This is a genomic window from Desulfohalobium retbaense DSM 5692 (assembly GCF_000024325.1).
GTDB classification, from domain to species: Bacteria; Desulfobacterota; Desulfovibrionia; order Desulfovibrionales; family Desulfohalobiaceae; genus Desulfohalobium; species Desulfohalobium retbaense.
This window is the reverse complement of record NC_013223.1, coordinates 2,320,526-2,344,439: the sequence shown is the minus strand read 5'-3', so window position 1 is coordinate 2,344,439 and position 23,914 is coordinate 2,320,526. Positions and strand designations below refer to the sequence as shown.

The window sequence follows — 23,914 nt, the reverse complement described above, 5'->3', positions numbered from 1 at the left end:
GTGCTGCCAAAAGCGGACAACCTCCCAGGCTCCAGTGAACTGAGTAAGCGGATCATAACCACCTTTTTGTTGCTCGTTGTCTATCGGTTGGGGATTCACATTCCCATACCGATGGTTGACGGCCAGGCACTGGCTGAATTTTTTGCCAACGCCCAAAATACCCTTTTCGGGTTGTTTGACATGTTTTCCGGCGGCGGACTGAGTAAACTCTCCATTTTCGCCCTCGGAATCATGCCCTATATTTCGGCGTCGATTATCATTCAGCTCTTGACGGTCGTTAGCCCCAAGCTTGAGGAATTGAAAAAGGAAGGGGCCTCGGGGCAAAAGAAGATCACAGAGTACACCAGATATCTGACAGTGCTTATAACCCTGGTCCAAGGGTTCGGGATCTCTTTTGGCCTGGAGCGGATGACCAGTCCCACTGGGGCTCCAGTTATTCCTGATCCGGGCTGGATGTTCCGGCTGACCACTGTGATCACCCTCACAACCGGGACCGTTTTTCTCATGTGGCTTGGCGAGCAGATCACTGACCGGGGAATCGGCAACGGCATTTCCCTGATCATCTTTGGTGGCATTGTCGCCCGGCTCCCCGGGGCTGCTGGCAATACCTTCCGGCTCATGTCCGCCGGGGAGATGTCGCTCTTTCTGGTCTTGCTGCTTTTGACCGTAATGCTCGGCGTGTTGGGTTTTATCGTTTTCATGGAGCGCGGGCAGCGTCGGTTGCCCATCCATTATGCCAAGCGACAGATGGGCAGGAAGATGTATGGGGGGCAAACGAGTCATTTACCACTTCGGGTGAATACCGCCGGGGTCATCCCGCCAATTTTTGCCTCCTCGATTCTGATGTTCCCGGCGACGGTGGCGAATTTTTCGCAAGTGCAGTGGATGCAGGAGTTCTCAAATTATTTTCGTCCAGGCTCAACCATCTACACACTGGTTTTCGTCGCCTTGATCCTGTTTTTCTGCTACTTCTATACCGCGATCATTTTCGATCCCAAGGATATAGCTGACAATCTGCGCAAGCAGGGAGGCTTTATTCCCGGGATCCGTCCGGGCCTGAAAACAAAACAGTATATCGACAAGGTCCTGTCGCGGATCACATTGTGGGGCGCCTTGTATGTGGCAGCGATATGTGTACTGCCCATGCTCCTGATCTCTCAATTTAATGTCCCCTTTTACTTTGGCGGCACAGCGTTGCTCATTGTCGTTGGGGTGGCCATGGACACGATGGGCCAGATCCAGTCCCATGTGATCTCGAATCAGTATCAGGGACTGATGCAAAAAGCCGGTCTCCGAGGAAGGCGCTAGTCTTGAAAAAATTTCGAGGAGTCTTTCTCAAAAATGATCGCGAAATTGGCCTCCTCAGGGAGGCCAATCGCATTGTGTCCGAGATCCTTGACCAGTTAGGTGAAGCGGTTCAACCCGGCGTACAGACTCACGAATTCGAGCGTCTTGTCGATGCGGTCTGTGCCAGGTATGATGTCCGTCCGGCCTTTAAAGGCTATTGCGGTTTTCCGCATTCACTGTGCTGTTCAGTCAATGAGGAGATCGTTCACGGATTTCCTTCTGACAGACGTCTGCTTGAAGGGGATATTGTCAGCTTCGATGTCGGGGTGGTCTATAAAGGATTTTACGGGGATTCGGCCCGGACCTTTGCGGTGGGCGAAGTCCCTGATACCACGCAAGAGTTGCTGGACACGACCAGAGAATCCTTGCATCAAGGCATAGAGAGCGCGCGAGTCGGGAACGAACTTGCGGATATCGCCCGAGCAGTGCAGACATATGTTGAAAATCGGGGCTATGCGGTAGTCAAGCGGTTCGTCGGTCACGGTATTGGCCGCCAGTTGCATGAAAAACCAGAAGTCCCTAACTTTATTACCAACCGTATGGCGCGGCTGCCATTGAAGTCAGGCATGGTCCTGGCAATAGAGCCCATGGTCACCATGGGTACGGATGAGGTCGAGATTCTCGAGGATAACTGGACAGCGGTTCCGAAAGACCGCTCTTTGTCGGCCCATTTTGAACACACGATCGCAATCACTAAAGATGGGCCGGAGATCCTCAGTCGTTCCTGAGGGTCTGCCAATCTCGATGGGGGAGAAAATGAAAGTAAGACCATCGGTTAAGAAAATCTGTTCTGGCTGCAAAATTATTCGCCGTCGCGGCGTATTGCGAGTCATTTGTAGCAATCCCAGACACAAACAGCGTCAAGGTTAAGCGAGGGGGATGAGCTGTGGCGAGAATTGCAGGTGTAGACTTGCCCAGGAATAAGCGGGCCGATATTGCTCTGACGTATATTTATGGCATTGGCCGGACCACGGCCCTGGCTATCCTGGACAGCGTAGGTGTAGACTGGACCAAAAAAACGGACGCCTTGTCGAACGACGAAGTCAACTCCATCCGCAATGAGTTGGAGAAGACCTACAAGGTAGAGGGCGACCTTCGCCGCGAAGTCCGTGCGAACATCAAGCGTTTGATGGACATTGGATGTTATCGTGGCTTGCGCCATCGCCGGTCGCTCCCCGCTCGGGGACAGCGGACCGGGACCAATGCGCGGACGAGGAAAGGTCCGCGCCGGGCTGTCATGGGTAAGAAAAAGAAGTAGCGACAAGACCTGAGAGGAATTGATATGGCCAAGCAAAAACGGCGTACCGTCAGCAGGAAAAAAGTTAAAAAGAACGTTCCTGTTGGACTAGCGCACATTCAAGCGACCTTCAACAATACAATCATTACCTTTACCGATATGGACGGCAATGTGATCAGCTGGGCGACTTCCGGTATGTCCGGGTTTAAAGGGTCCAAGAAAAGCACGCCCTATGCCGCTCAGATTGCCGCTGCCAATGCGGCGAAAAAGGCGCAAGAGCACGGTATGCGTTCCGTTGGCATCTTGGTAAAGGGTCCGGGGTCCGGACGGGAATCCGCCATGCGGGCGATCAATTCCGCCGGTTTTAAAGTGACCTTTATTCGTGATATTACCCCGATCCCGCATAACGGTTGCCGTCCTCCCAAACGGCGCCGAGTCTAATTTCTTGTCGAGACAGGAGGAAGACCATTGGCTCGATATACAGAATCCAAGTGCCGTCTGTGCCGGCGTGAAGGCGAGAAACTCTTCTTAAAGGGTGACCGCTGCTATACAGATAAATGCGCATTTGAACGGCGCGCCTATCCCCCCGGACAGCACGGGCGGATGCGCAAGAAGCCTTCAGACTATGCAATTCAGCTGCGTGAAAAGCAGAAAGTGCGCCGCTTGTACGGCATCCTAGAAAATCAGTTTCGGAATTACTTCAAAAAGGCCGAAGCTCAGAAAGGTGTTACTGGTACCAACCTCTTGCGGCTCTTGGAGACCCGCCTGGACAATGTTGTCTACCGGCTCGGTTTCGCCAATTCCCGCGAACAGGCCCGTCAACTGGTGCGCCACGGACATTTTGAGCTCAACGGACGCCGTGTGAACATTCCCTCCCTGCAGGTGCGCGAAGGCGATGCCATTGAGGTTCGGGAACGGAGCCGCAAGGTCCCTGCGTTCCAAGAGGCTCAGGAAGTGATCGCCCGGCGGGGTTGCCCGGAATGGTTGGAAGTGGACAGCGCTGCCTTCAAGGGGGCCATTAAAGCCCAGCCGCAGCGCGAAGATGTCACATTCCCCATCAACGAGCAGCTCATTGTTGAATTGTACTCCAAGTAAGCAGGTGGAATATGATCGTCAAAGACGGTGACAAACTTGTCAATTGCCGTAATTGGTCGACGCTGGTTCATCCAGAGACTCTTGAGCGGGATGAAGACAGCACGGAGAACTATGGCAAGTTTTCCTGCGAACCTTTGGAGCGGGGTTTTGGAACGACCTTAGGCAATGCCCTGCGCCGGGTGCTGCTGTCCTCTCTGCAAGGGGCGGCCATTGTAGCGGTGCGCATCAAGGGTATCCAGCACGAGTTCACGACGATCCCCGGGGTAATGGAGGACATTACTGATATAGTCCTCAATTTGAAGCAGTTGCGTTTGCGGATGAATACGGACGAGCCTCAGCGTATTGAACTCAATGTCAATACCAAGGGTGCCGTGACGGCTTCCGCGTTTCAGACAACGCAAAACCTCGAGATCCTGAATCCGGACTTACATATCGCCACCTTGTCGGAGGATATCGAATTCGGCATTGAGGCTGAAGTGCGGATGGGAAAAGGGTATGTTCCGGCGGAGATGCATGAAGGATTGGAAGAGGAAATCGGGCTGATTTCCATGGATGCCAGTTTCTCTCCGATCCGCAAAGTCGCGTATCGTGTGGAACAGGCCCGCGTGGGCCAGATGACCAACTATGACAAACTGGTCATGGAAGTCTGGACTGACGGGTCCGTGTTGCCCGAGGACGCTGTGGCTTATAGCGCCAAAATCCTGAAAGAACAGCTGGCCGTGTTCATTAATTTCAATGAAGACAGTGCCAATGTCTGTGAATCCAAGGGTGCCGGCACCGAGTCATTGAACTCGAACCTCTTCAAACATATTGATGACCTCGAACTCCCCGTCCGGGCCAGCAATTGTCTGAAAAGCGCCAACATCAATCTTGTTGGTGAACTGGTCCAGAAGACCGAGGGCGAGATGTTGAAGACCAAGAATTTTGGTCGCAAATCGCTTGAGGATATCCGCAAGGTGATCCATGAACTCGGTCTCGACTTCGGAATGAAGCTGGACGGCTTCGAGGAACAATACAAGAAATGGCGAGAGAGGAACCAGCAAGATGAGGCATAAGAAATCCGGTAGAAAGCTCAATCGGACCTGGGAGCATCGGAAAGCCCTGATGCGCAATCAGGTGAAGTCGTTGCTGACCAATGAGCAGATCCGTACTACTGAGGCCAAAGCCAAGGAATTGCGCAAATTGGCTGATCGGTTGATCTCCATGGGCTTGGAAAATACGGTTCATGCCCGTCGGAAAGCATATAAGGTTCTTGGCAACCATGCTTTGGTCAAAAAACTCTTTGATGAAGTGGCGCCGCGGTATACCGCAGCCAAAGGGGGATACACCCGGGTGATCAAACTCGGTGAGCCCCGGCGCGGCGACGCTGCACCTATGGCGATGGTCGCTTTTGTCGAACCTCGCCAAGCCGGCAGTGATGCGGCTTCAACGCCAGAAGCGTAGATGATGGGGCAGGCCTTAAGGGGCCTGCCCTTTTTTTACCGCAAGGCATAGATTTTCTCTATACGAAGGGCTGAAATCGCTGTATACTCAATGCCTCCTTGAATGGCGATCTTCGCGACAAAAAGTTGAGACAGCGGCACCTTCGCCCGCGTTGTCCGCAACGTTGCCATCTCCGGCAACGCGCAATTTGGAGAGGCAGCCTGGTAACCGTCCGGTGAGATCAGCGGTGAGAGTGGGCTGGAATGTGAGACGGTCTTGCCAGCAACCGTCCCTAGGTTCAGGCGTACTGCGCCTGGGCGTGTCCTGTCAGGAAGAGAAAGGATGACCATGGATTCACGCCGGTTAGAGGTCTTTTCGTTTGTTTACAGTGAACGGAGCTTTTCTAAAGCGGCCCAGGCACTTTGTTTGACTCAACCGACCGTCAGTGCCCATATCTCTGAACTCGAGCAGTATCTTGGCACCCGGCTCTTCGACCGTTTGCCGCGGAAGATCGTACCCACAGCCGCCGCGCGAACGCTGTACACCTATACGCAACAGATTCAAGGGCTTCTCAAAGAGGCCGAGGCCTCGGTCTGGGCTTTGGAAAATCGAATAGTCGGGCAGTTGCTGCTCGGCGGGAGTACGATCCCTGCTGAATATCTTCTGCCAGACCTGCTGGGCCGCTTTGTGCAGCGCTACCCTGAAGTCCGCCTGGACCTTCAGGTGGGAGATTCCCGCACCATCACCGAAGCCGTCCGGACAGGGGAATTGGAAGCTGGCGTAGTCGGTGGGCGGTATTCAGAGTCTGAATTGGCATATTCCCCGTATATTAAAGACGAATTGCTCGTTTTGGCCGGGCGGCACACCGATGTCGCCAAGTCGGGTCCCCTGTCTATGGACCAATTGTCCCGTTTGCCCTGGGTCTTGCGCGAACCGGGGTCCGGGACGCGCCGCGCCTTGCGCCACGCTTTGAAGAGGAGCGGATTGCGCCTTGAAGATCTGTCCGTGCGTGCGGTATTGGGCAGCACCGGGGCTCTTCTGCGTGCTGTTCGTGGCGGCGTGGGCGTGACGGTCAGTTCTCGTCTTGCCGCTGCCGGCATGTTAGACCGCGGCGAATTGGTGCATATGCCTGTCCCGGAATTTGTCAGTGAACGGGATTTTGAACTTGTTGTCCATCGTGGGCGGAGTCAAAGTCCCATTTTACAACGTTTCATCGCCTGTGTTGCTCGTTCAGGAGAAGACAATGCCCATGAATGATCTTGTTTCACGCGTCAAAGCGTCCGGTTGAGCGGCAAAGCTTGCTCCAGGGGACCTGGAGGCCGTTTTACAAGGATTGGATATTCCCCAGGACTCGCGGCTCCTGACCGCCTCGGACACCTGTGAGGATGCCGCTGTGCTCCGTTTTCCTGATGGGAAGGCACTTGTGCAATCCGTTGATTTTTTTACCCCAATCGTCAACGACCCTTACGCCTTCGGGCGTATAGCCGCTGCTAACGCCCTTTCCGACATCTATGCCATGGGTGCTGACCCGCTCTCGGCGATGAATATCGTCTGTTTCCCGGTCAAGGCTATGGACAAGCAGGTGTTGACCGATGTGCTCAAAGGCGGCTTAGATGCTGTACGGGAGGCCGGAGCTGTCTTGGGCGGCGGGCATAGCGTGCAGGACGAAGAGTTAAAATATGGGCTGGCGGTCAACGGGTACGTCGATCCGGACCGCTTGGCCTCAAACGCCGGTCTCGTGCCTGGCGATGTCCTGCTGTTGAGCAAACCGCTTGGGACCGGCGTCTTGGCCACAGCGGTCAAAGCCAATTGGGCCGGGTATGAGGCGATGGAAGAAACATTGCTGAAATGGGCTGGTCGACTCAACGCCGGACCCGGTCGAGCCATTCAGGAATTTGGCCTCCGTGGAGCGACGGATGTGACCGGATTTGGCCTTGGCGGGCATCTCCTGGAAATGGCCAGGGCCTCCAAGGTTTGTATCGAGATCGACAGTGACAGTGTGCCGTATCTCGACACCGCTTTGGAACTTGCGGGCATGGGGCTCCTTCCAGCCGGGAGCTACGCGAACAAACATTATTGTGCAGCATTGGTCGCTGTCGCCCCCCATGTGCAGACCCTCCACGCGGACTTGATCTTTGACGCCCAGACTTCCGGGGGAATGGTCTTGGCGGTCAAGGAGGATCAGGTGGAGGCGGTTGGCCGTTTCCTTGAACAATGGGGAGACATGGCCGTCCCCATCGGCCGTGTCGGATCAATGGCACCGGACGAGCCATTGCTAGAGATCAGGTAGGAGGGCGAATGGCTCTCTCTCGCCTCATTGTAGAGGATGCGGGCCAGGCTCGAGAAACACCATTGCGGGCGAGGCCTGACGAGACCGTGGCCCAGGCCCTCTTTCGGCATGGCTGGCTTCAAAACCGACCGCTTTGTGCGGGATTGGGACGTTGTGGCCACTGCCGAGTTCGCTTTGCGGGCCGTACTCCGGAGGCCGGAGCTGATGAGTTGGAGGCCTTGCCCCCTGAAGAGATCGGGAACGGATGGCGCCTTGCCTGTCGCCATCTCGTGGGGGAAAACGGGTGGCGTGTCCAGATTGATTCAGCTCCCTCAGGGGCTTTGACCCCGCAACCGCGGTGCTCCTCTCCTGAGGCCGTGGCTCTGGATATCGGCACTACCCAGCTGAAATGGGCCGTGCAATGCCAGGAACAGGTTGACATAGGCGGCATCTTCAATCCCCAGATGGGAGCGGGGGCGGAAGTCGTCTCCCGCCTGCATTGGGCATTGAACTCCCCCCAGGATCAAGCCTTTCTCGCCGACATGGTCTGGAAGCGCCTTGGCGCCCTTTTTGAGGTCGCCTCCGAATTCGCTGCCCCGGTCTGCCTGGTCGGCAATCCCGTCATGACCGGTATCCTCGCCGGATGGGATCTATCTCCCCTCACACGTCCTCCGTATGTCCTGCCTGTTCAAGACGACTCCCCTGTCTTGGGCTCCCCCCCGGTCCATGTCTATATTCCGCCCGTTCTGGGATCGTTTGTCGGGCCGGATGTCAGCGCCGGATTGTGCGCCCTTTTTGCACAAAATCCCTCCCTCGCCTTTCCCTTTCTCTATATCGATCTGGGAACGAACGCTGAATTGGTCCTTGCTGTGGACGCGACCCATTGGGTGGCGACCAGTCTGCCCTTGGGACCAGCGCTGGAAGGCGTGGGGCTGGACTGCGGCACTGTTTTTTCCGAACAGGCCTGGAGCCGTTTCGCGCTTGGCCCCGCCGGTTTGTCCGGCGAGCCCGCTCAGCAGTTTCCGGCTGGGTTATCCGGCTCAGGGGTTCTGTCCTTGCTTGCCCAACTCAAGCGGGCCTCACTCCTGGATGGCGAAGGGCATTGGCAAGCCCCGGAAACGCCGTGGGCTTCACGTGTGGCCAAAGCGCTGGAGATGAAGCAGGGAGAACTCCGTTTTGGCCTTGCCCCCGGGGTGTGGCTGAGTTCGCATGATGTGGAGGAGGTCCTCAAATTGAAGGCCATCTTCAACTTGGGAGTGAGTAGTCTTTTGCAAAGCGCTGGATTGGATTTCATACACTGCCGGCAAGTGCATCTGGCAGGGAGCATAAGCCGTGTCGTTGCCGAGGAGGATCTCTTCGAACTCGGTTTTTTCCCCCGCTTTTGGCGGGGGCGGGTTCTGGGCCACGGCAACCTGGCCCTGGACGGGGGGTTGCTTCTTGCGCAGCAAAAGACCTGGCGGGAGTGGATCGCCGAGCGCGCTGCCCAAGTACGTCTGGTGGAACTTGCTCGGCACACTGGTGGGCCGCATGGATTTACACGCGCCATGCGTTTTGACTTTGTCGTGCCGAAGTAAGCCTTATCTTTGTGCCCCGGGGATTCCAAGCCGCACCGGCTTGTCAGTACAGGGTGAGATGGAGTTTTGGCTTGGCGACGCGGTTGCCTTTAGCGGACAAACACGGCACATACACAGGGCTGCGGCCGGGTTTGCCGGGAAATGTACGTAGGCAACACCGTTTTGGGGCGCAGTCGCTCCGGGCCACTATCCCAATGGCGGCAAGCGGCAACACATTCAAATGTGGACTTCTTCGCGCTACGAGCGGAAGTTGTGTGCAACGGATTTGTGAATTGGTGGACGGCCTGGCAAGGTTGCGGTTTTTTTACACGCAGTGAGGTGTCCCGCGGAAGGCGGGACAGAAAATGACCATCAGCAATGCGGGGAAGAGGTATGCTCGAAGGGGATTCCGGCCGGCGGTACGCTGAAAGCCTTATGGTCCACTTCAGACGCGTGGAGCGTTTGAAGCAAGAGGCCGTGCAATGTCCCTCGGTGGATTTGAATGCGCGCCAGGTCTGTGATCTGGAACTGCTTCTCAACAGGGCCTTGTATCCCCTCGAAGGGTTCATGGGCCGGGGCGATTACGAGTGCGTTCTCGATTCCATGCGCCTGGAGGAGGGGACAGTCTGGCCTGTACCGATTTGTCTTGATCTGCCCGAGGCAGTGGCAAGCCGCCTGGAGCTTGGTGGGCTCCTGGGACTGCGAGATCCGGAGGGCTTTTTACTGGCGATTTTGCAGGTCAGCGATGTCTGGGCCCCGGACAAAACACGGGAAGCCGAGGCTGTGTTCGGCACGAGTGACCCTGAGGTCCATCCCGGTGTGCGGAGGTTTTTGGAGCAAACACACCCTTTTTATGTCGGAGGGCGTATTGAAGGGCTCCATCTGCCACAACATTATGATTTTTCCCAGTTGCGTCTTCCTCCTTCAGAGACCCACCGCCGTTTTTCGCAAAACGGCTGGCGCCGGGTGATCGGGTTTCAAACCGAGCGTCCGTTGCATTGTGCCCATAAAGAGATGATTCAACATGCAGCACGTGAAGTGGGGGCCTCGATTTTTTTGCAGCCCGTGGTTGGGCATGGGGTCTGGGGCCGAGTAGACCATTTCACCCGGGTGCGGTGTTTCCAAGAATTTGCCGCGCGGTTTCCCAGGAATATGATCGATGTCGGATTGCTCCCCATGGCGCTGCGCCACGCCGGGCCCCGGGAGGCGCTGCTCCAGGCCATCGTTCGCCGCAATTTCGGGTGTACCCATTTCATGGTCGCGGACGACCAGGCTGACCCATACGCGTGCCAAAACGGAGCAGAACGGTTTTATCCGCAATACAAGGCCCAGCACCTGGTTCAGGAGTATGCCGGCGAAACTGGGATCGACATGGTGCCGCTCAAGCATATGGTCTATGTGGAGGACAAGGCTCAGTATCTGCCCCAGGACGAGGTGCCCGAGGGGATGCGGGTCAAAGAGATCAGTTCCCGGGAGTTGGAACGGCGACTAGAATTCGATCTTCAGATCCCGGAGTGGTTCTCTTTCCCTGAAGTTGTCCGGGAGTTGCGAGTCGCCCACCCCCCGCGGCACAAGCAGGGGTTCACCGTTTTTTTGACCGGGCTCTCCGGGGCCGGCAAGTCGACATTGGCCAAAGTTCTGTATGTCCGGTTCATGGAAATGCGCGACCGTCCGGTGACTTTGCTCGACGGGGACATCGTGCGCAAAAATCTTTCCAGTGAGTTGAGTTTCACCCGCGAGCACCGGGAACTCAATGTGCGCCGGATTGGTTTCGTGGCCAGCGAGATCACGAAAAACGGCGGTATTGCCGTATGCGCCCCCATCGCACCTTATGAAGATTCGCGACGGCTGAACAGGGAACTTATCGAAGGGTATGGCGGGTATATTGAAATCTTTATGGCCACTCCACTGACTGTGTGTGAACAACGCGACAGGAAAGGGCTGTATGCCAAGGCGCGAGCCGGGGTGGTTCAGGGCGTGACTGGTATTGATGATCCCTATATCCCTCCTTCGGATCCGGAATTGGAGATCGACACCTCCGAGATGACACCGACTGAAGCCGCTCAGGAGGTCCTTCTCTATCTTGAGGAGCAGGGATATATTCGCTGAATGGGGTGAAACATCCCGATTCGCTTCAAACCCCTTACGAGCTCCGCGTAGATTCCTCTACGCGGAGCTTTGTTATTTCGAGGAATGTGGCAGGGAGTCCACAAAGTTCAAAAATGTGTTGCGGGTCTTGAGAGTGTCGTGTATACTGCTACTGCAATTTTTATTAATTTTGGAAATTGAATAATTTAGAGCAAAATATGTGGGTCTGATGTGCTCTTGGTATTCCAACTCGCACATGCAGATAGTGTCTGTTTCACCATTCTAGCCAAGGAGTTTGTATGTCCAAGGAGAAATTCCAAAAAATCTTAGGCGCGCTGTGCTGTGTCTGTCTCCTGTTCGCCGTTCTGGGGACGCCGGTGTTTGGGAGTGAGGCGGTGAATATCAACACAGCGACAGTGGCCGAGCTTGAAACCTTGCCTTCGGTGGGTCCAGTAATCGCCAAACGGATTGTCGAGTATCGGGACAAGCATCCCTTTACAAGCACCGAGGATATCCAGGAAGTCAAGGGTATTGGTGCAAAAACATATGAAAAGATTGAAGGAGACCTTGCAATTGAATGATGGATCGCATCCAGCCCTCTCTTATCTAGGCAGGCAGTTGCCGGAATCTTCCGTAAAGAGATGATTGGACGAGGGCGGCTGGAATAGACTGGGTGAAGTATCGCTTCCATTGAGCAATACAGGGAGCGCGCTTCTCTTCACACGGGAAGACCGGGTTGCGGCTGGATGTCGCAGGCCGGTCTTTTTTTTTGCCGGCAGTCCAAAAGGGTCTGTGGCATGGGGAAACAGCGGTAGATGAAAGGGCAACAGGGACAGGTTTGATGTGTGGGGCAGGTCTGGAAAACGACGCGCAGGGAAAAACGACGCGCCACGCGGCGCCACTTGGACAGGGTGCTGCCGTTTTCCCTATGCCAGCACGTTGCGAGGACATTTACATACCTCGCCACGAGAACGAGGAGGTTGTGGTCCTGCAGGACTGTGTGTCGTTTGGGGATAGCGCGCTACCGGGCTTTTCAGGGCACAGTAAGATCAGGATCTTGGGGCGCGTTGTCCTTGCAGCCAGGCTTCGAGGCGGGAGATCTGAGTGGCCAGGGTGAAGTTCTCGGTGCAGGCTTGCCAGCTTGCAGCCTTGTAGCGCAGAAGCTGGTTTTCGGGTTGGACGAGAAGGTCACTCAACGCCGCGGCCCATGTGGCGGGGTCGCTGTCCTCTGGCAGGAGAAAAGGGGCGAGCGAATCCGGCCAGACTTCTTGAACGCCGCCTACATTTCTGGACAACGGGATAAGGCCTTCAGCCATCGCTTCCAGCAGGGTGTTGGGCAATCCCTCTCGGTATGAAGGGAGAAGAAAAATGTCGGCTTGCCGCAAAAAGGGGCGCACGTCGGGTTGGAAGCCGTGCCAGATGAGATGGTGGTCCAATCCCAGCTCTGAAGCCAGGTCCTGGAGCTGGTTTTCGAAAGGGCCAGTGCCGAGGATGTGGCAGACAAAGCGGTGCTGCCCACGCAGCCGGGCCAAGGCCTGAAAAAGGTCACTGTGGCCTTTTTCCTTGCTGAGTTGGCTGGAAATGACCAGCCGCAGTGGATCGGCGACCTGGCCGGGGGGAACTGTCACGGGAGTCTTCCCGGTATGCACGGAGGTGACCGCCTCCGGCGACAGGAACGACAGCTCTCGCAGCAATCCGTTTTTAATGAATTCACACGGAACGAGATAGGATGGCTTGAGGAAGCGGTGAACCAGGCGCACGTTCCATTTGTCTCGCATGTCTCCCGGAAGACCGACACGGTGGATGACGGGAATACCGCACAACGTGGCGGCAATACCGGCGGTTCGCAGGTCTTTGCCGACATTGGCGAGAATCAGATCTGGGGTCCAGGCGCGAAAGTCGCGGACAAAAAAACCGATACTGCGGGGACTGAAATCGCTGCCAAAGGTGACCGACCTCCCAGGCAACCCGGCTGCGGTCCAGGCGTCGACAAAAGGGCCGCGACGGCCATAGAGCGTCACCGCGTGACCGCGTTCGGAAAGGGCCTGGCCGACATCCAGCATCCAGGTTTTGACGCCGCCCCAACGGTGTGTGGAATTGATAAAGGCAATGCGCATAGGTTGTGTGGCAGAAGGTCAGCAGTGTTCAGTCGCTGAGCAAGGTGGACGTTTTGCATGGGGGCCGAAGCAGGGCGGGTAAGGGTGTTTCCTTATGCCGTCTGCAGCGGCGGAAGGCAGCAACGGCGGGCCGCTGCGCTCAGGTTGCCTCGCAACGTGGGCCCGTGAATCCGAAATGGGATTGGTACAAAAGCCAGAGCGTTTCAGGGCTTCAGGTGACACAATTTACGGGCCATGGCGGCAGCCCCGAACCCGTTGTCGATATTGACCACCGCCACGCCTGGGGCGCAACTGCTGAGCATGCCCAAAAGTGCGGTCACTCCCTGAAACGAGACCCCGTAGCCCACTGACGTGGGCACAGCGATGACCGGCTTGTCCGTGAGGCCGGCGACGACAGAGGGCAAGGCCCCCTCCATCCCGGCAACCACGATGAGCACTCGGGCCTGGTCACAGGCCTGGAGATGGGGCAAAAGCCGGTGCAGCCCGGCGACGCCGACGTCACTGACCAGTCCGGCCGTCAGTCCGAAATATTGGGCTGTGGCGTAAGCTTCCAGGGCCACGGGGAGATCGCTGGCCCCGGCGCTGAGGACCAGCGCCTCACCTTGTTCGGGCCAAGGAGGGGTCAGCGAGAGATCAGCGCCGAGGGTGAAAAGGCCGGCCTGGGGATGCACCTTCCCCTCGGGAAACAAGGCGTGTAACGCTTCGCCTTGACCGGGACTCAGCTTGGTGACCAGCACCGAGGCTCCCTGATCAGCCAGGCCTTGAACAGCCCGTTCGAGCTGCGCCTCCGATTTCCCCGACCCAAAGACGACTTCGGGAACACCGGTGCGCAGCCCGCGGTGGCCGTCCAGGCAGACGCCCTCCCCGGATGCGGTGAACGGGGCAAAACGGAGTTCGCGCGCGGCGTCCTCGACAGAGAGGCGCCCTTGGGCCACGCGCTGCAAGAGGTCGTGAATGTCCATAGCGGTCTTACATCTGCATCCGGGCTGATGCCGGAGTGAGTTTATTTTCCAGTCGCCGGGCCATAAGGCTCATAGAATAGCAGCAAATGAAATAAAGCGCCGCAACAGAAGTATAGATCTCGAAAGGATAAATCATCAACCGATTGTTCAGGCCCTGTGCGACAAAGGTGAGTTCCAGGACCCCTATCACAAATGCCAGCGAGGTGTCTTTGAAGATGGCGATGAATTGGCCGACAATAGCCGGGATCATTTGTTTCAGGGCCTGGGGCAGGACGATATGGCGCATGGTGCTCCAATATCCCAACCCGGTCCCGTAGGCGGCCTCAAACTGCCCCGGAGGAATGTTCTGGATCCCCCCCCTGACGATTTCAGCGATATAGGCCCCGGTAAAGATGGTCAGGGCGATGGTCGCGCTCCAGAAGACATTGAGATAGGTTTTAATGAAAATGGGCAGAAAGAAATAGACCCAGAAAATGACGATGATAAGCGGGTTGCCCCGGATAACCTCTATATAGACCATACAGGGCAGGCGCAGGATACGGTTTTTGGACATCCGGCCAAGCCCGACAATAAGGCCGATGAAAAAGCTGATGGATATGGCTATCACCGCCATTAAAATGGAGAAACTCAGTCCGCCAAGACCCCACATAAAATTCTCTTCTCCCCCGCCGCTTTGGGGAAAACGCCAGATAAGCAGGGTGTCGAGATTTTCCCAGACCACGTCCCAATGAAATGACATCAACCCCTGACCGATCTTGTAGAGGATATAGAGAAAGACCAGGACGAATCCCCCTTTGGCCAGCCAGGCCATTGCCTGGAAAAGGGATTTTTTCGCCGTCTCCCACATTCGTCTGCCGGGGGACATTCGCAGACTGTCTGCCGGCGGAGCGCACAATTTGCAGACGGGAAGAATGCCGAGTTTCCAGATCTGCGTGAAGGGCCAGAAGAGCGCGCCGGTCAAGTGGTAGGTCAGTCCTCCCTTTTTATGGACATCTTCAATGCGCAACCGGGTGTTGATCATGTTCAACAGCCCCGAGATCGCCAGGGACAGCCCGAGATACAGGACAGTCGCGCCAGTCGTGGCTTCAAAGCCTCGGAATGTCAGGGATTCGATTTGCTGGGACTGCCATGTGAGTTCAGCTACGCCGACGACCATGGCCAGGGAGGAATTTTTCATATTGTTTAAAAATTCACTGCCCAAGGGGGGGATGATGGCCCGGAAGGCCAGGGGCAGGATCACCGTGCGCAAGGCCTGGAAATAGGTCAGTCCCGAGGAGTACGCCGCTTCCAGAAGGCCTTTGGGGATCGACTGGACGCCGGCGCGAATGACTTCGGCCATAAAGGAACTGGTGTAAATCGCCAAGCCCAGTGTTGCAGACCAGAATTCGTAATCGAGGCTGAAGACAAAATTGCGAGCGGCTTCCGGGAGGGCTTTGGGCAGTGCGAAATACCAGAAGAAGAGCTGGACCAGAAGGGGCGTGTTCCGGAAGAATTCGACGTACCAGGTCGAAAACAGATAGAAGGGTTTGAAGGACGACAGGCGCCCGAGCCCGAAGACAGTCCCCAATCCTAGAGCAATCCCCGCGCTTATCAACGAGATGATGATTGTGACCTTCAATCCCTTCAGCAGGTTCAACCCAAGGTATTCGCCGTAGGTATCATTGAAGGTGAAGAGAACAGACCAATCGAACTCATACCCGAAGTCGAAAATCCAGCCCCAATAGTATATGGCCGTGCCGACCAGGAGAAAGAGGACAAGATATTGGGCCCAGGATTTTTCAAGAACGTAGCGCAGGGTACTCATAGGGCATCAATCGAGGTGTTGTGGGTGGCCTCAAGTGAGGACGGTGGTCCAACGCACGAGAGCTGGTTGCCCGGCACCGAATAAGGGGTGAGGACAGTCCCGGAAGCGGTTACAGGGCGAGACCGGCGCGGGGTTGCTCCGACAGGGAGCAAGCGGCAGACCCGCCGGCTTCAAGAAAATGGCCATAGGGACTACGGCCGCAACGGCCCTGCGTGGCAAAAAGCAAAAGAAGAGCCCGGAATACGCGTCATTCCGGGCTCGGTCAATCCATGGTCGCTTGCCGTTCTAGGGCCAGACTTCGATTTGTTCAGTCATGGGGAAGGAGTACGGAGTGTCCGGACCATACCATTTGTTGTAGATGTCCATGTAGGTCCCATCCAGCCACATGTCCTGGATGGTGAAGTTGATGGTGTCGCGCCATTTGGAATCGTCTTCAGGCAGGCCGATGCCATAGGGTTCGTCGCTGATAAAGTCGCCGATGAGTTCGTATTCTCCCGGACGCTTCGCGGCATAGCCCAGAAGGATGGTCGAGTCTGTGGACCAGCCGGCAACGCGGCCCATTTCCAGGGCCTGGAAGCATTCCGATTCCTTCTGGAAGGAGATGACGTTGTCGTCGGCGTTGGTGTCACCGAGCTCTTCCAGCTTGTTTTTCAGATTGACCTCCGAGGTCGTGCCCTGCATGGTGGCAATCTTCTGGCCTACGATCTCGTCCCAGTTCGCGAAGCTGCCCTTTTTGACGAGGAGCTTTTGGCCGTCGAAAAAGTAGGTGATCGAAAAGTCGATCGATTTGTCCCGTTCGCGTTTATGAGTCATGTTGGCCACAGACATGTCGATGCGACCCTGCTGAACAAAGGCGATCCGGGTTTTGTTGGTCACCGGCACCCGTTTGAGTTCGCAATCGAGTCGCTTGGCGATTTCTTTCGCGATGTCGACGTCAAAGCCGACCCACTCGTTGTCTTTGTTGTAAAATGCACCAGGAATGGAGTCGGTCATCAAGCCGGCGCGGATGACCTTGTCTTTCATGACCTGGTCGTACGTGGGGCCGGCAAGCACTGCCTGGGCAGAGAACAGGGCAAAAATGACGGCCAGAAAGAGAATTTTGCCGAAGCGCATAGGGCAGCTCCTTTGATAGGGGGTTGCAGGATGGAAAGTGACCTTTTCTGGCTCTTACCTGCTTGGAGCGCGACTGACAAGTATTTCCTGACATTTGGCGCTAGGGCTCACCTTGAATGCGATATTGCCTTCAAAGGGAGCTTTTTGTCTCTGGCAGGCAGAAAGACGTCCCAGAGGGCACCTCATAAGAGGCGGTTTAATGGGCCAGGATTTTGCTCAGGAAAAGTTGGGTCCGCTCGTTTTGCGGGTGGTGGAAAAAGTCTTCCGGGGTGTTGGTTTCGATCATTTCACCCTCGTCCATGAAGATGACCCTGTCGGCCACTTCCCGGGCAAAGCCCATTTCGTGGGTGACCACGATCATGGTCATGCCTTCCCGGGCCAAGGTCTTCATGACCTCAAGGACTTCGTTGATCATTTCCGGATCCAGGGCTGACGTCGGTTCGTCAAAGAGCATGATCTTCGGCTGCATGGCCAAACCGCGGGCGATAGCTACCCGTTGCTGTTGCCCGCCGGATAATTGGGCCGGATAGGAATGGGCCTTTTCGGGAATGCCGACTTTGTTCAGCAGCTGCATGGAACGGTCTTCCGCGGCCGAAGGAGACATGCGCCGGACCAAAAGCGGGGCAAGGGTCACATTTTCCAGAACCGACATGTGCGGGTAGAGATTAAATTGCTGGAAGACGAAACCGATTTCAGCTCGCAACTGGCTCAAGCTGAGTTCCGGATCCGCCAGGTCGACCCCATCGACCCGGATCTGCCCCTGCTGATACGGTTCCAATTTGTTGATGCAGCGGATAAGGGTGCTTTTGCCTGATCCGCTGGGGCCGCAGATGACCACGACCTCGCCGCGCTCGATGTGGAGGTTGATGTCCTTTAAGACCTGGAAATCGCCAAACCACTTGGAGACGTGGTTGAATTGGATCACGGTTTGCTCCTTATGCCAACGCCCCGGGCCGACACCTCCCGCGGCCCCTGTCGTATGGAGCCGGGCCTGGAGCGCCAAACGGCATTGGCCAAGCCAAAACGTTTTGGGGGAGAAGGTGAGGTTTTCAGGGGAAATGGAGTCTGAAGGTCAAAAAACGAATCCCAGGCCTATATGATTTTGAGGTGCTGGGCAAGATTCGGAGCCGGGCCTGGGTTGGGTTGGAGCCACGAACCGTGAAACGGCGGTCCAATTTCCCCCGCCGTCCGGACCGGATGCAGGTTTGGATATTGAAAATCGGTGCTCTTCACGCTAGCAACACACAGCGGTGCCCCTTTGCCGAGGGTTGGCAGAGGTTTTGTGCGAAGTTGAGAATCCGCAGGCACGACCCCCAGTAATTGAAAGGAGCGGGATATGTCGATGTTGAGCCAACAGGTGCAGACCTATTTGGAAAGTTCCTCATGGATCCGCCGGATGTTCGAGGCCGGGCGGGAGATGAAGGCCAAATACGGCGAAGACCAGGTGTATGATTTCAGTTTGGGCAATCCGGACCTCCCCCCGCCTGCAGCCGTGACCAAAGGGTTGCAGCGCCTGGCTGAACAGGCGCAGTCGTCCTATGCCTTCGGGTATATGCCCAATGCCGGGTATCCTGATGTCCGGCAAGCCCTGGCCCAGCGCTTGTCCCGCGAGCAGCAGGTCGCGCTTTCCGAGCAGGAACTGTTGTTGAGCTGTGGGGCCGCCGGAGGGCTGAATGTGTTGTTCCGGGCGATCCTGGAGCCCGGGGACGAAGTGGTCTGTCCCGCGCCCTTTTTTGTGGAGTATACCTTTTACGTCCAAAACCACGGCGGCGTCCTGCGCACGGTCCCCTCACGCGAACCGGATTTCGCTCTGGATATTGAAGGCATTGAGGCGGCTCTCTCGGAGAAGACCCGGATTGTGCTCATCAATTCCCCCAATAACCCGACCGGGCGGGTCTATTCTGCATCGGAGCTGCGCCAACTCGCGGCTGTCCTCGACGCAGCAAGCCGCAAGTACGGCCGGCCCATCCTGCTTGTGTCCGACGAGCCGTACCGTTTCTTGACTTTTGACGGAACGCAGGTGCCCCCTGTTTTGCCGGCCTACCAACACAGTGTGGTGGTCAGTTCCTTTTCCAAGAATCTGTCCCTGGCCGGAGAACGGGTCGGGTATTTGGCTTTGAATCCGGAGATGCCTGGAAAAGAGGAACTTATGGACGGCTTGGTATTGACCAACCGCATCCTCGGTTTTGTCAATGCTCCAGCCCTTGGCCAGCGTCTTGTCGGCTATTGCCTGGAGGCCTCGGTGGATCTCGAGGTCTATGAAAAACGACGGGCGGCCATGGTCGAGGCCCTTGACGCCGGGGGCTATACCTATGCCGTGCCCCAAGGGGCGTTTTATTTCTTTGTCCAGGCCCCAGGCGGCGACGATGTCGCCTTTGTCCAGACCCTCCAGGAAGAGCGGGTTTTGGCTGTCCCAGGTTCCGGATTCGGTTTTCCCGGCTATTTCCGGTTGTCTTTTTGCGTTCCTGAAACGGTTATTCGCAATGGCGCCGCCTCCCTGGCCCGGGCCCGTCAACGGTGGCAATGAGAACGTTTTCCCGGGGGTGACGGGACGGGCCTGAGAGTTGTCCGTTGACACCTCCGGGATTTGAGTTTATGTTTTCAAACTTTTGTAATGCCGTTTTGCGGCAGCCCAGACAGCGAAACTGCGGAAGCGCCCATGTTTGATACCCTTTCTGACAGACTTGACTCGATATTCAAGCGCATTAAAGGCCAAGGTCGCCTGGACGAGAAGGCGATCCAGGAGGGGTTGCGTGAGGTGCGCCTGGCCCTTTTGGAAGCGGACGTCAATTTTAAGGTGGTCAAGACCTTCACCGATCGCGTCCGGGAACGGGCCATGGGCCAGGAGGTCCTGTCCAGCCTGACACCAGGCCAGCAGGTCATCAAGATTGTCCACGAGGAGATGATCGATCTGCTGGGTGGCAGTCAGGAAGGATTGAATCTCAAAGGCCCGGCGCCGCGGGTTATTATGCTCGTCGGCCTCCAGGGATCGGGAAAAACGACCAGTTCCGCGAAGCTGGCCCTGCAACTGCGCCGCGATAACCATGCGCCGCTGTTGGTGCCCGCTGACGTTTACCGGCCAGCGGCTATCGACCAACTCCATCGTCTGGCCTCTGAGATCGACATTCCGGCTTACCCGTCGACTTCTGAGATGAATCCGGTGGATATCTGTCGCGACGCCCTCGAAAAGGCGCGCGAAAACGGCCAGGATACCGTTTTGCTGGACACGGCCGGCCGGCTCCATGTCGATGAAAAACTCATGGATGAGCTGGCGCGGATCAAAGAGGTCTGCGCTCCCAGTGAAATCCTGCTTGTGGCCGATGCCATGACCGGACAGGACGCCGTCAATGTGGCCGAGCGCTTTGACGAATTGCTCGACTTGACCGGCGTTGTGCTGACCAAGATGGAGGGGGATGCCCGCGGCGGGGCGGCCTTGTCTATCAAGTCCATCACCGGCAAGCCCATCAAATATATGGGGGTTGGGGAAAAGCTTAAGGATATTGAGGCTTTTTATCCTGATCGTGTGGCATCGCGCATCCTGGGTATGGGCGATATCCTGACCTTGATTGAAAAAGCCCAGACCGATGTCAGCGAGCAGGAAGCCCAGGAGCTCGAAGACAAATTTCAGCGGGCGGATTTCGATCTCGATGATTTCCGCAAACAGATGCGGCGGCTGCGCAAAATCGGCTCCCTGGACAGCTTATTGAAGATGTTGCCCGGGGCCGGAAAAATGCGGGAGCAACTCCAAAACGTCCAGATGCCGGAAAAAGAACTGGTCAAATTGGAAGCCATGATCAGTTCTATGACCGTCACGGAACGGAGTCGTCCGCAGTCCATCGACACCAGCCGCAAGGAACGCATCGCCCGAGGCAGTGGGACCACTGTTTCGGATGTGACTCAGCTGCTCAAAAATTTCAACCAGATGCAAAAGATGTTGAAAAAAATGGGCGGCAAGGGCAAAAAGAATACTGCGGCTATGCCCTCGGATATGTCAGCAATGGCTGGCATGTCCGGGATGCCTGGAATGCCGGGGGGGTCGGGTGGCACCGGCGGTGGCCAGGATCCGCGCAAGCGCCAGAAGGAAATTGAAAAGCGGCGGAAAAAAGCCAAAGCCAAAAAGAAACAACGCAAAAAGAAATAACCCATTTGCGTTGTGCTACAGCGAACCCGCCAGAAGCGATGCCCGCACGGCATTGTCTTGGATACAGTTTGGGGACGCATTCTTTTGAGTATATGGAAGGCCTGACGGAGCCAGATGCTGAGGTGGCATGGGGCCTCCTGCGGCTTGGAATCGTGTTTGTATCTCAACACCAAACGACAGAGTAAGACAAGAAGAGGATCACAGCGTATGGCCTTGAAATTGCGATTGACACGCATGGGTTCGAAAAAACGCCCCTTTTATCGTATTGTTGCCACGGACAGCCAGAACCGCCGTGACGGACGGGCCCTGGAATATCTCGGATATTACAACCCCATGGTCAGTTCCAACGAATTCAAGATCGATATGGACAAAGTCCAGGCCTGGATTGATCGCGGCGCCAAGCCGACGGAGACTGTTCGTTCCTTGATGGCCAAGGCCAGCGGGCAAAAATAGCCTGCCGTGCCGTTTGCTTGCCCCGTGTTGACGGGACCGCTTCCTCATAAGGCATTGAGCACAGCGTGCCGTTTGACGGGACGATCGGACGTGAGATTGACGACCCAGTGCATGTGGAGGTGATACCATGCTCAAGGATCTAGTGGAGTATGTCGCCAAATCATTGGTTGATGTTCCTGAGGCGGTGGAAGTCAAGGAAATTGAGGGCGAGCAAACGACCGTCATCGAACTGAAGGTAGCCAAGGAAGATCTGGGCAAGGTTATCGGTCGCCAGGGGCGCACCGCGCGGGCCCTGCGGACCATCTTGGGGGCGGCCTCGACCAAGGCGCAGAAACGGGCTGTTCTGGAAATCCTGGAATAACCGTCAGCAAAGCTATGGGCAAGATACGCCTGGTGCCCATCGGCCGGATTGCCAAGCCACTCGGGTTGAGAGGGGAAGTCTGCCTGGAGCCCCATGCGGACTTCCCTTTTGTGTTTGCGTCGCTGGAGCGTATCTATCTCCAATTCGAGCGGCGTCGGCCCAAGCCGTATGCCGTGCTGTCGCATCGGGTCCACAAAGGGCGCGATGTTCTCCTTCTGCACGGGATCGAGGGCCGTGACGCCGCCGAGTCCATCCGTGGGCGAGAAGTCCTGGCCCGGGCCCGGGATCTTCCGGAACCGGATGACGCGGTCCTTCTGCGCCAGGATTTGCCTGGATGCCGGGTCGAGTTGGAGGACGGCGCTTGGGTTGGAGAGGTGCTCGAAGTCCAGGACAATCGCGCCCAGGACGTCTGGGTTATTCTGGGCCCGCAGGGTCAGGAGATCCTGTTCCCTGTCTGCGAAGCCTTTGTCCTGGATGTCGATCTTGAGCGACGGGTGGTGGTGATCCGCCCCCCTGAAGGGCTGTTGGACCTCTACCTCCACAACGGCGACGACACGCGTTGAGGGCCTCCTGCCGGAGTCTATTGTGCATTTTTCCCTGGTGACCTTGTTCCCGGAATTCTTTGCGTCACCGCTACAATGCGGGTTGATGGGCAAAGCGTGTCAAGAATCGCTGGTGTCCTTCGCCACAATCAATCCGCGGGAGTTCACTGAGGACCGCCACCGCAGTGTGGACGACCGGCCGTATGGCGGCGGGCCGGGCATGGTCATGATGTGTGATCCCTTGCGCCGGGCCCTGCACTCCATCCCCCGCCGGGGACGGACGCTGCTCTTGTCTCCGAAGGGACGGCCCTTCGACCAGACCCTGGCGCGGGAGTTGGCCGAAGAAGAGGCCCTGACGCTCATCTGCGGCCGGTATGAAGGGATTGACGCCCGAATTGAATCCCTGGAAGCCATTGAGCCCGTTTCCGTTGGCGATTACGTCCTCAACGGCGGCGAAACCGGGGCCTTATGTATCATCGAGGCCGTGGCCCGGTTGCTGCCGAGCTTTATGGGCAAAACCGATTCGGCCACCGAAGAGTCCTTTTCCACGGGGCTTTTGGAGTATCCCCACTATACCCGGCCGGAAACCTATGAGGGGCTCCAGGTCCCGCAGGTCCTGTTGTCCGGGGACCATGCCCGTATCGCCCGGTGGCGGCGGGAAAAGGCCCTGGAGACCACGCTGGCATATCGACCGGAACTGCTCCGGAACGCTTCCCTGTCCGCTGCGGACAAGCACTGCCTGCAAGCGTTGCCCCGGCAGTGGCGGGGACGGAATTTGTATGTCGGGCTTCTGCACCACCCGGTGCTGACCAAATCCGGGGAAGTGGGCACAACTTCTTTGACAAATCTTGACATTCACGATATTGGACGCGTTTCCCGTTCCTACGGCCTTGGGGGCTATTATCTGGCCACTCCCCTGGCTGACCAGCGGGAATTGGCGCATCGGCTGCTGGACCATTGGCGGCAGGGCGCTGGATGCCAAACCAATGCTGACAGGGCCAGTGCATTGGCCGACGTCCATGTGGTCACGGATTTGGAAGCCATTCGGGACAATATTTTGCAACGCACCGGTCAACCCCCGCTCGTGCTGGCCACGAGCGCTCAGGGGCAAGAGACGGTGCGCCTCGAGGAGGTGCGGACGGCGCTGGAGCATCGTCCGGTTCTCCTCGTCTTCGGGACAGGGTCCGGGCTGGCGGACGAGGCCCTGGCCCAGACAGATGGATTGCTGCCCCCGCTGCGTTTTTTGAGCACGTATAATCATCTTTCCGTACGTTCCGCAGCAGCCATCTATATCGATCGGGTTTTGCAGGACTGGTATTGACTGAGGGGTACAGACCCTCCTGATACCGTATTTTTGAGACGACAGAGCAATTCAAGCCGCCTCCCCGGAGCCGGGGCGGCGCCAGATAC

24 protein-coding genes are annotated in these 23,914 nt (G+C 56.8%); 19 read left to right on the top strand and 5 right to left on the bottom strand.

Going from position 1 to position 23,914, the window contains the following annotated elements:
• From secY to DRET_RS10150, 13 genes are all read left to right on the top strand, one after another.
• Positions 1 to 1,308, top strand: coding sequence for a preprotein translocase subunit SecY (gene secY, locus DRET_RS10205; RefSeq protein WP_015752471.1), 1,308 nt, complete (start codon positions 1 to 3; stop codon positions 1,306 to 1,308).
• A gap of 2 nt (positions 1,309 to 1,310) precedes the next feature.
• Positions 1,311 to 2,075, top strand: coding sequence for a type I methionyl aminopeptidase (map, locus tag DRET_RS10200; RefSeq protein ID WP_015752470.1), 765 nt, complete (start codon positions 1,311 to 1,313; stop codon positions 2,073 to 2,075).
• Between the two features lie 28 nt (positions 2,076 to 2,103).
• Positions 2,104 to 2,217 carry a 50S ribosomal protein L36 gene (rpmJ, locus tag DRET_RS13455; protein WP_015752469.1) on the top strand — a complete coding sequence of 38 codons (114 nt, stop codon included), beginning with the start codon at positions 2,104 to 2,106 and terminating at the stop codon, positions 2,215 to 2,217.
• A 16-nt stretch (positions 2,218 to 2,233) separates the two neighbouring features.
• On the top strand, positions 2,234 to 2,605 hold the full coding sequence (gene rpsM / locus DRET_RS10195; RefSeq protein WP_015752468.1) for a 30S ribosomal protein S13: 372 nt from the start codon (positions 2,234 to 2,236) through the stop codon (positions 2,603 to 2,605).
• Positions 2,606 to 2,629: 24 nt separating this feature from the next.
• A complete protein-coding gene (rpsK, locus tag DRET_RS10190; RefSeq protein WP_015752467.1) occupies positions 2,630 to 3,025 on the top strand; it encodes a 30S ribosomal protein S11 in 396 nt (131 codons plus the stop codon).
• A 27-nt stretch (positions 3,026 to 3,052) separates the two neighbouring features.
• Complete coding sequence (gene rpsD / locus DRET_RS10185) at positions 3,053 to 3,679, top strand: 30S ribosomal protein S4 (RefSeq protein ID WP_015752466.1); 627 nt, start codon at positions 3,053 to 3,055, stop codon at positions 3,677 to 3,679.
• 11 nt (positions 3,680 to 3,690) lie between these two features.
• Positions 3,691 to 4,734 (top strand): DNA-directed RNA polymerase subunit alpha, encoded by a 1,044-nt coding sequence (locus tag DRET_RS10180; RefSeq protein WP_015752465.1) that lies wholly within the window; start codon positions 3,691 to 3,693, stop codon positions 4,732 to 4,734.
• Positions 4,724 to 5,122, top strand: coding sequence for a 50S ribosomal protein L17 (gene rplQ / locus DRET_RS10175; protein WP_015752464.1), 399 nt, complete (start codon positions 4,724 to 4,726; stop codon positions 5,120 to 5,122). The genes DRET_RS10180 and rplQ overlap by 11 nt, the downstream gene beginning before the upstream one ends.
• Before the next feature lie 321 nt (positions 5,123 to 5,443).
• Positions 5,444 to 6,358 carry a selenium metabolism-associated LysR family transcriptional regulator gene (locus tag DRET_RS10170; protein WP_015752463.1) on the top strand — a complete coding sequence of 305 codons (915 nt, stop codon included), beginning with the start codon at positions 5,444 to 5,446 and terminating at the stop codon, positions 6,356 to 6,358.
• The gene (selD, locus tag DRET_RS10165) at positions 6,345 to 7,391 is read left to right on the top strand and encodes a selenide, water dikinase SelD (protein WP_083777231.1); all 1,047 of its coding nucleotides are present in this window, start codon (positions 6,345 to 6,347) and stop codon (positions 7,389 to 7,391) included. Before DRET_RS10170 ends, selD begins: the two co-directional genes overlap by 14 nt.
• A gap of 8 nt (positions 7,392 to 7,399) precedes the next feature.
• On the top strand, positions 7,400 to 8,944 hold the full coding sequence (locus DRET_RS10160; RefSeq protein ID WP_015752461.1) for an ASKHA domain-containing protein: 1,545 nt from the start codon (positions 7,400 to 7,402) through the stop codon (positions 8,942 to 8,944).
• Between the two features lie 372 nt (positions 8,945 to 9,316).
• Positions 9,317 to 11,032, top strand: coding sequence for a bifunctional sulfate adenylyltransferase/adenylylsulfate kinase (locus tag DRET_RS10155; protein ID WP_015752460.1), 1,716 nt, complete (start codon positions 9,317 to 9,319; stop codon positions 11,030 to 11,032).
• 278 nt (positions 11,033 to 11,310) lie between these two features.
• Positions 11,311 to 11,592, top strand: a complete 282-nt coding sequence (locus tag DRET_RS10150; RefSeq protein ID WP_015752459.1) for a ComEA family DNA-binding protein — start codon at positions 11,311 to 11,313, stop codon at positions 11,590 to 11,592.
• Positions 11,593 to 12,060: 468 nt separating this feature from the next.
• On the opposite strand, the gene DRET_RS10145 is transcribed toward DRET_RS10150, so the two are convergent.
• The 5 genes from DRET_RS10145 to DRET_RS10125 form a co-directional block, all read right to left on the bottom strand.
• Complete coding sequence (locus DRET_RS10145; protein WP_015752458.1) at positions 12,061 to 13,128, bottom strand: glycosyltransferase; 1,068 nt, start codon at positions 13,126 to 13,128, stop codon at positions 12,061 to 12,063.
• A gap of 203 nt (positions 13,129 to 13,331) precedes the next feature.
• Positions 13,332 to 14,090, bottom strand: a complete 759-nt coding sequence (gene larB / locus DRET_RS10140; protein WP_015752457.1) for a nickel pincer cofactor biosynthesis protein LarB — start codon at positions 14,088 to 14,090, stop codon at positions 13,332 to 13,334.
• Positions 14,091 to 14,097: 7 nt separating this feature from the next.
• A complete protein-coding gene (locus tag DRET_RS10135) occupies positions 14,098 to 15,894 on the bottom strand; it encodes an amino acid ABC transporter permease (protein WP_015752456.1) in 1,797 nt (598 codons plus the stop codon).
• 285 nt (positions 15,895 to 16,179) lie between these two features.
• Positions 16,180 to 17,007 (bottom strand): transporter substrate-binding domain-containing protein, encoded by an 828-nt coding sequence (locus DRET_RS10130; RefSeq protein WP_015752455.1) that lies wholly within the window; start codon positions 17,005 to 17,007, stop codon positions 16,180 to 16,182.
• A 196-nt stretch (positions 17,008 to 17,203) separates the two neighbouring features.
• On the bottom strand, positions 17,204 to 17,932 hold the full coding sequence (locus DRET_RS10125; RefSeq protein ID WP_015752454.1) for an amino acid ABC transporter ATP-binding protein: 729 nt from the start codon (positions 17,930 to 17,932) through the stop codon (positions 17,204 to 17,206).
• Positions 17,933 to 18,343: 411 nt separating this feature from the next.
• Between DRET_RS10125 and DRET_RS10120 the strand changes: the two genes are divergently transcribed.
• The 6 genes from DRET_RS10120 (at position 18,344) to trmD (ending at position 23,825) form a co-directional block, all read left to right on the top strand.
• A complete protein-coding gene (locus tag DRET_RS10120) occupies positions 18,344 to 19,534 on the top strand; it encodes a pyridoxal phosphate-dependent aminotransferase (protein WP_015752453.1) in 1,191 nt (396 codons plus the stop codon).
• A gap of 132 nt (positions 19,535 to 19,666) precedes the next feature.
• Positions 19,667 to 21,148, top strand: a complete 1,482-nt coding sequence (gene ffh / locus DRET_RS10115; protein ID WP_015752452.1) for a signal recognition particle protein — start codon at positions 19,667 to 19,669, stop codon at positions 21,146 to 21,148.
• A 207-nt stretch (positions 21,149 to 21,355) separates the two neighbouring features.
• Positions 21,356 to 21,601, top strand: coding sequence for a 30S ribosomal protein S16 (rpsP, locus tag DRET_RS10110; RefSeq protein ID WP_015752451.1), 246 nt, complete (start codon positions 21,356 to 21,358; stop codon positions 21,599 to 21,601).
• Positions 21,602 to 21,728: 127 nt separating this feature from the next.
• Positions 21,729 to 21,962, top strand: coding sequence for a KH domain-containing protein (locus tag DRET_RS10105; protein ID WP_015752450.1), 234 nt, complete (start codon positions 21,729 to 21,731; stop codon positions 21,960 to 21,962).
• 14 nt (positions 21,963 to 21,976) lie between these two features.
• The gene (gene rimM / locus DRET_RS10100; protein WP_015752449.1) at positions 21,977 to 22,525 is read left to right on the top strand and encodes a ribosome maturation factor RimM; all 549 of its coding nucleotides are present in this window, start codon (positions 21,977 to 21,979) and stop codon (positions 22,523 to 22,525) included.
• A gap of 22 nt (positions 22,526 to 22,547) precedes the next feature.
• The gene (gene trmD / locus DRET_RS10095) at positions 22,548 to 23,825 is read left to right on the top strand and encodes a tRNA (guanosine(37)-N1)-methyltransferase TrmD (RefSeq protein ID WP_015752448.1); all 1,278 of its coding nucleotides are present in this window, start codon (positions 22,548 to 22,550) and stop codon (positions 23,823 to 23,825) included.
• Positions 23,826 to 23,914: the final 89 nt, after the last annotated feature.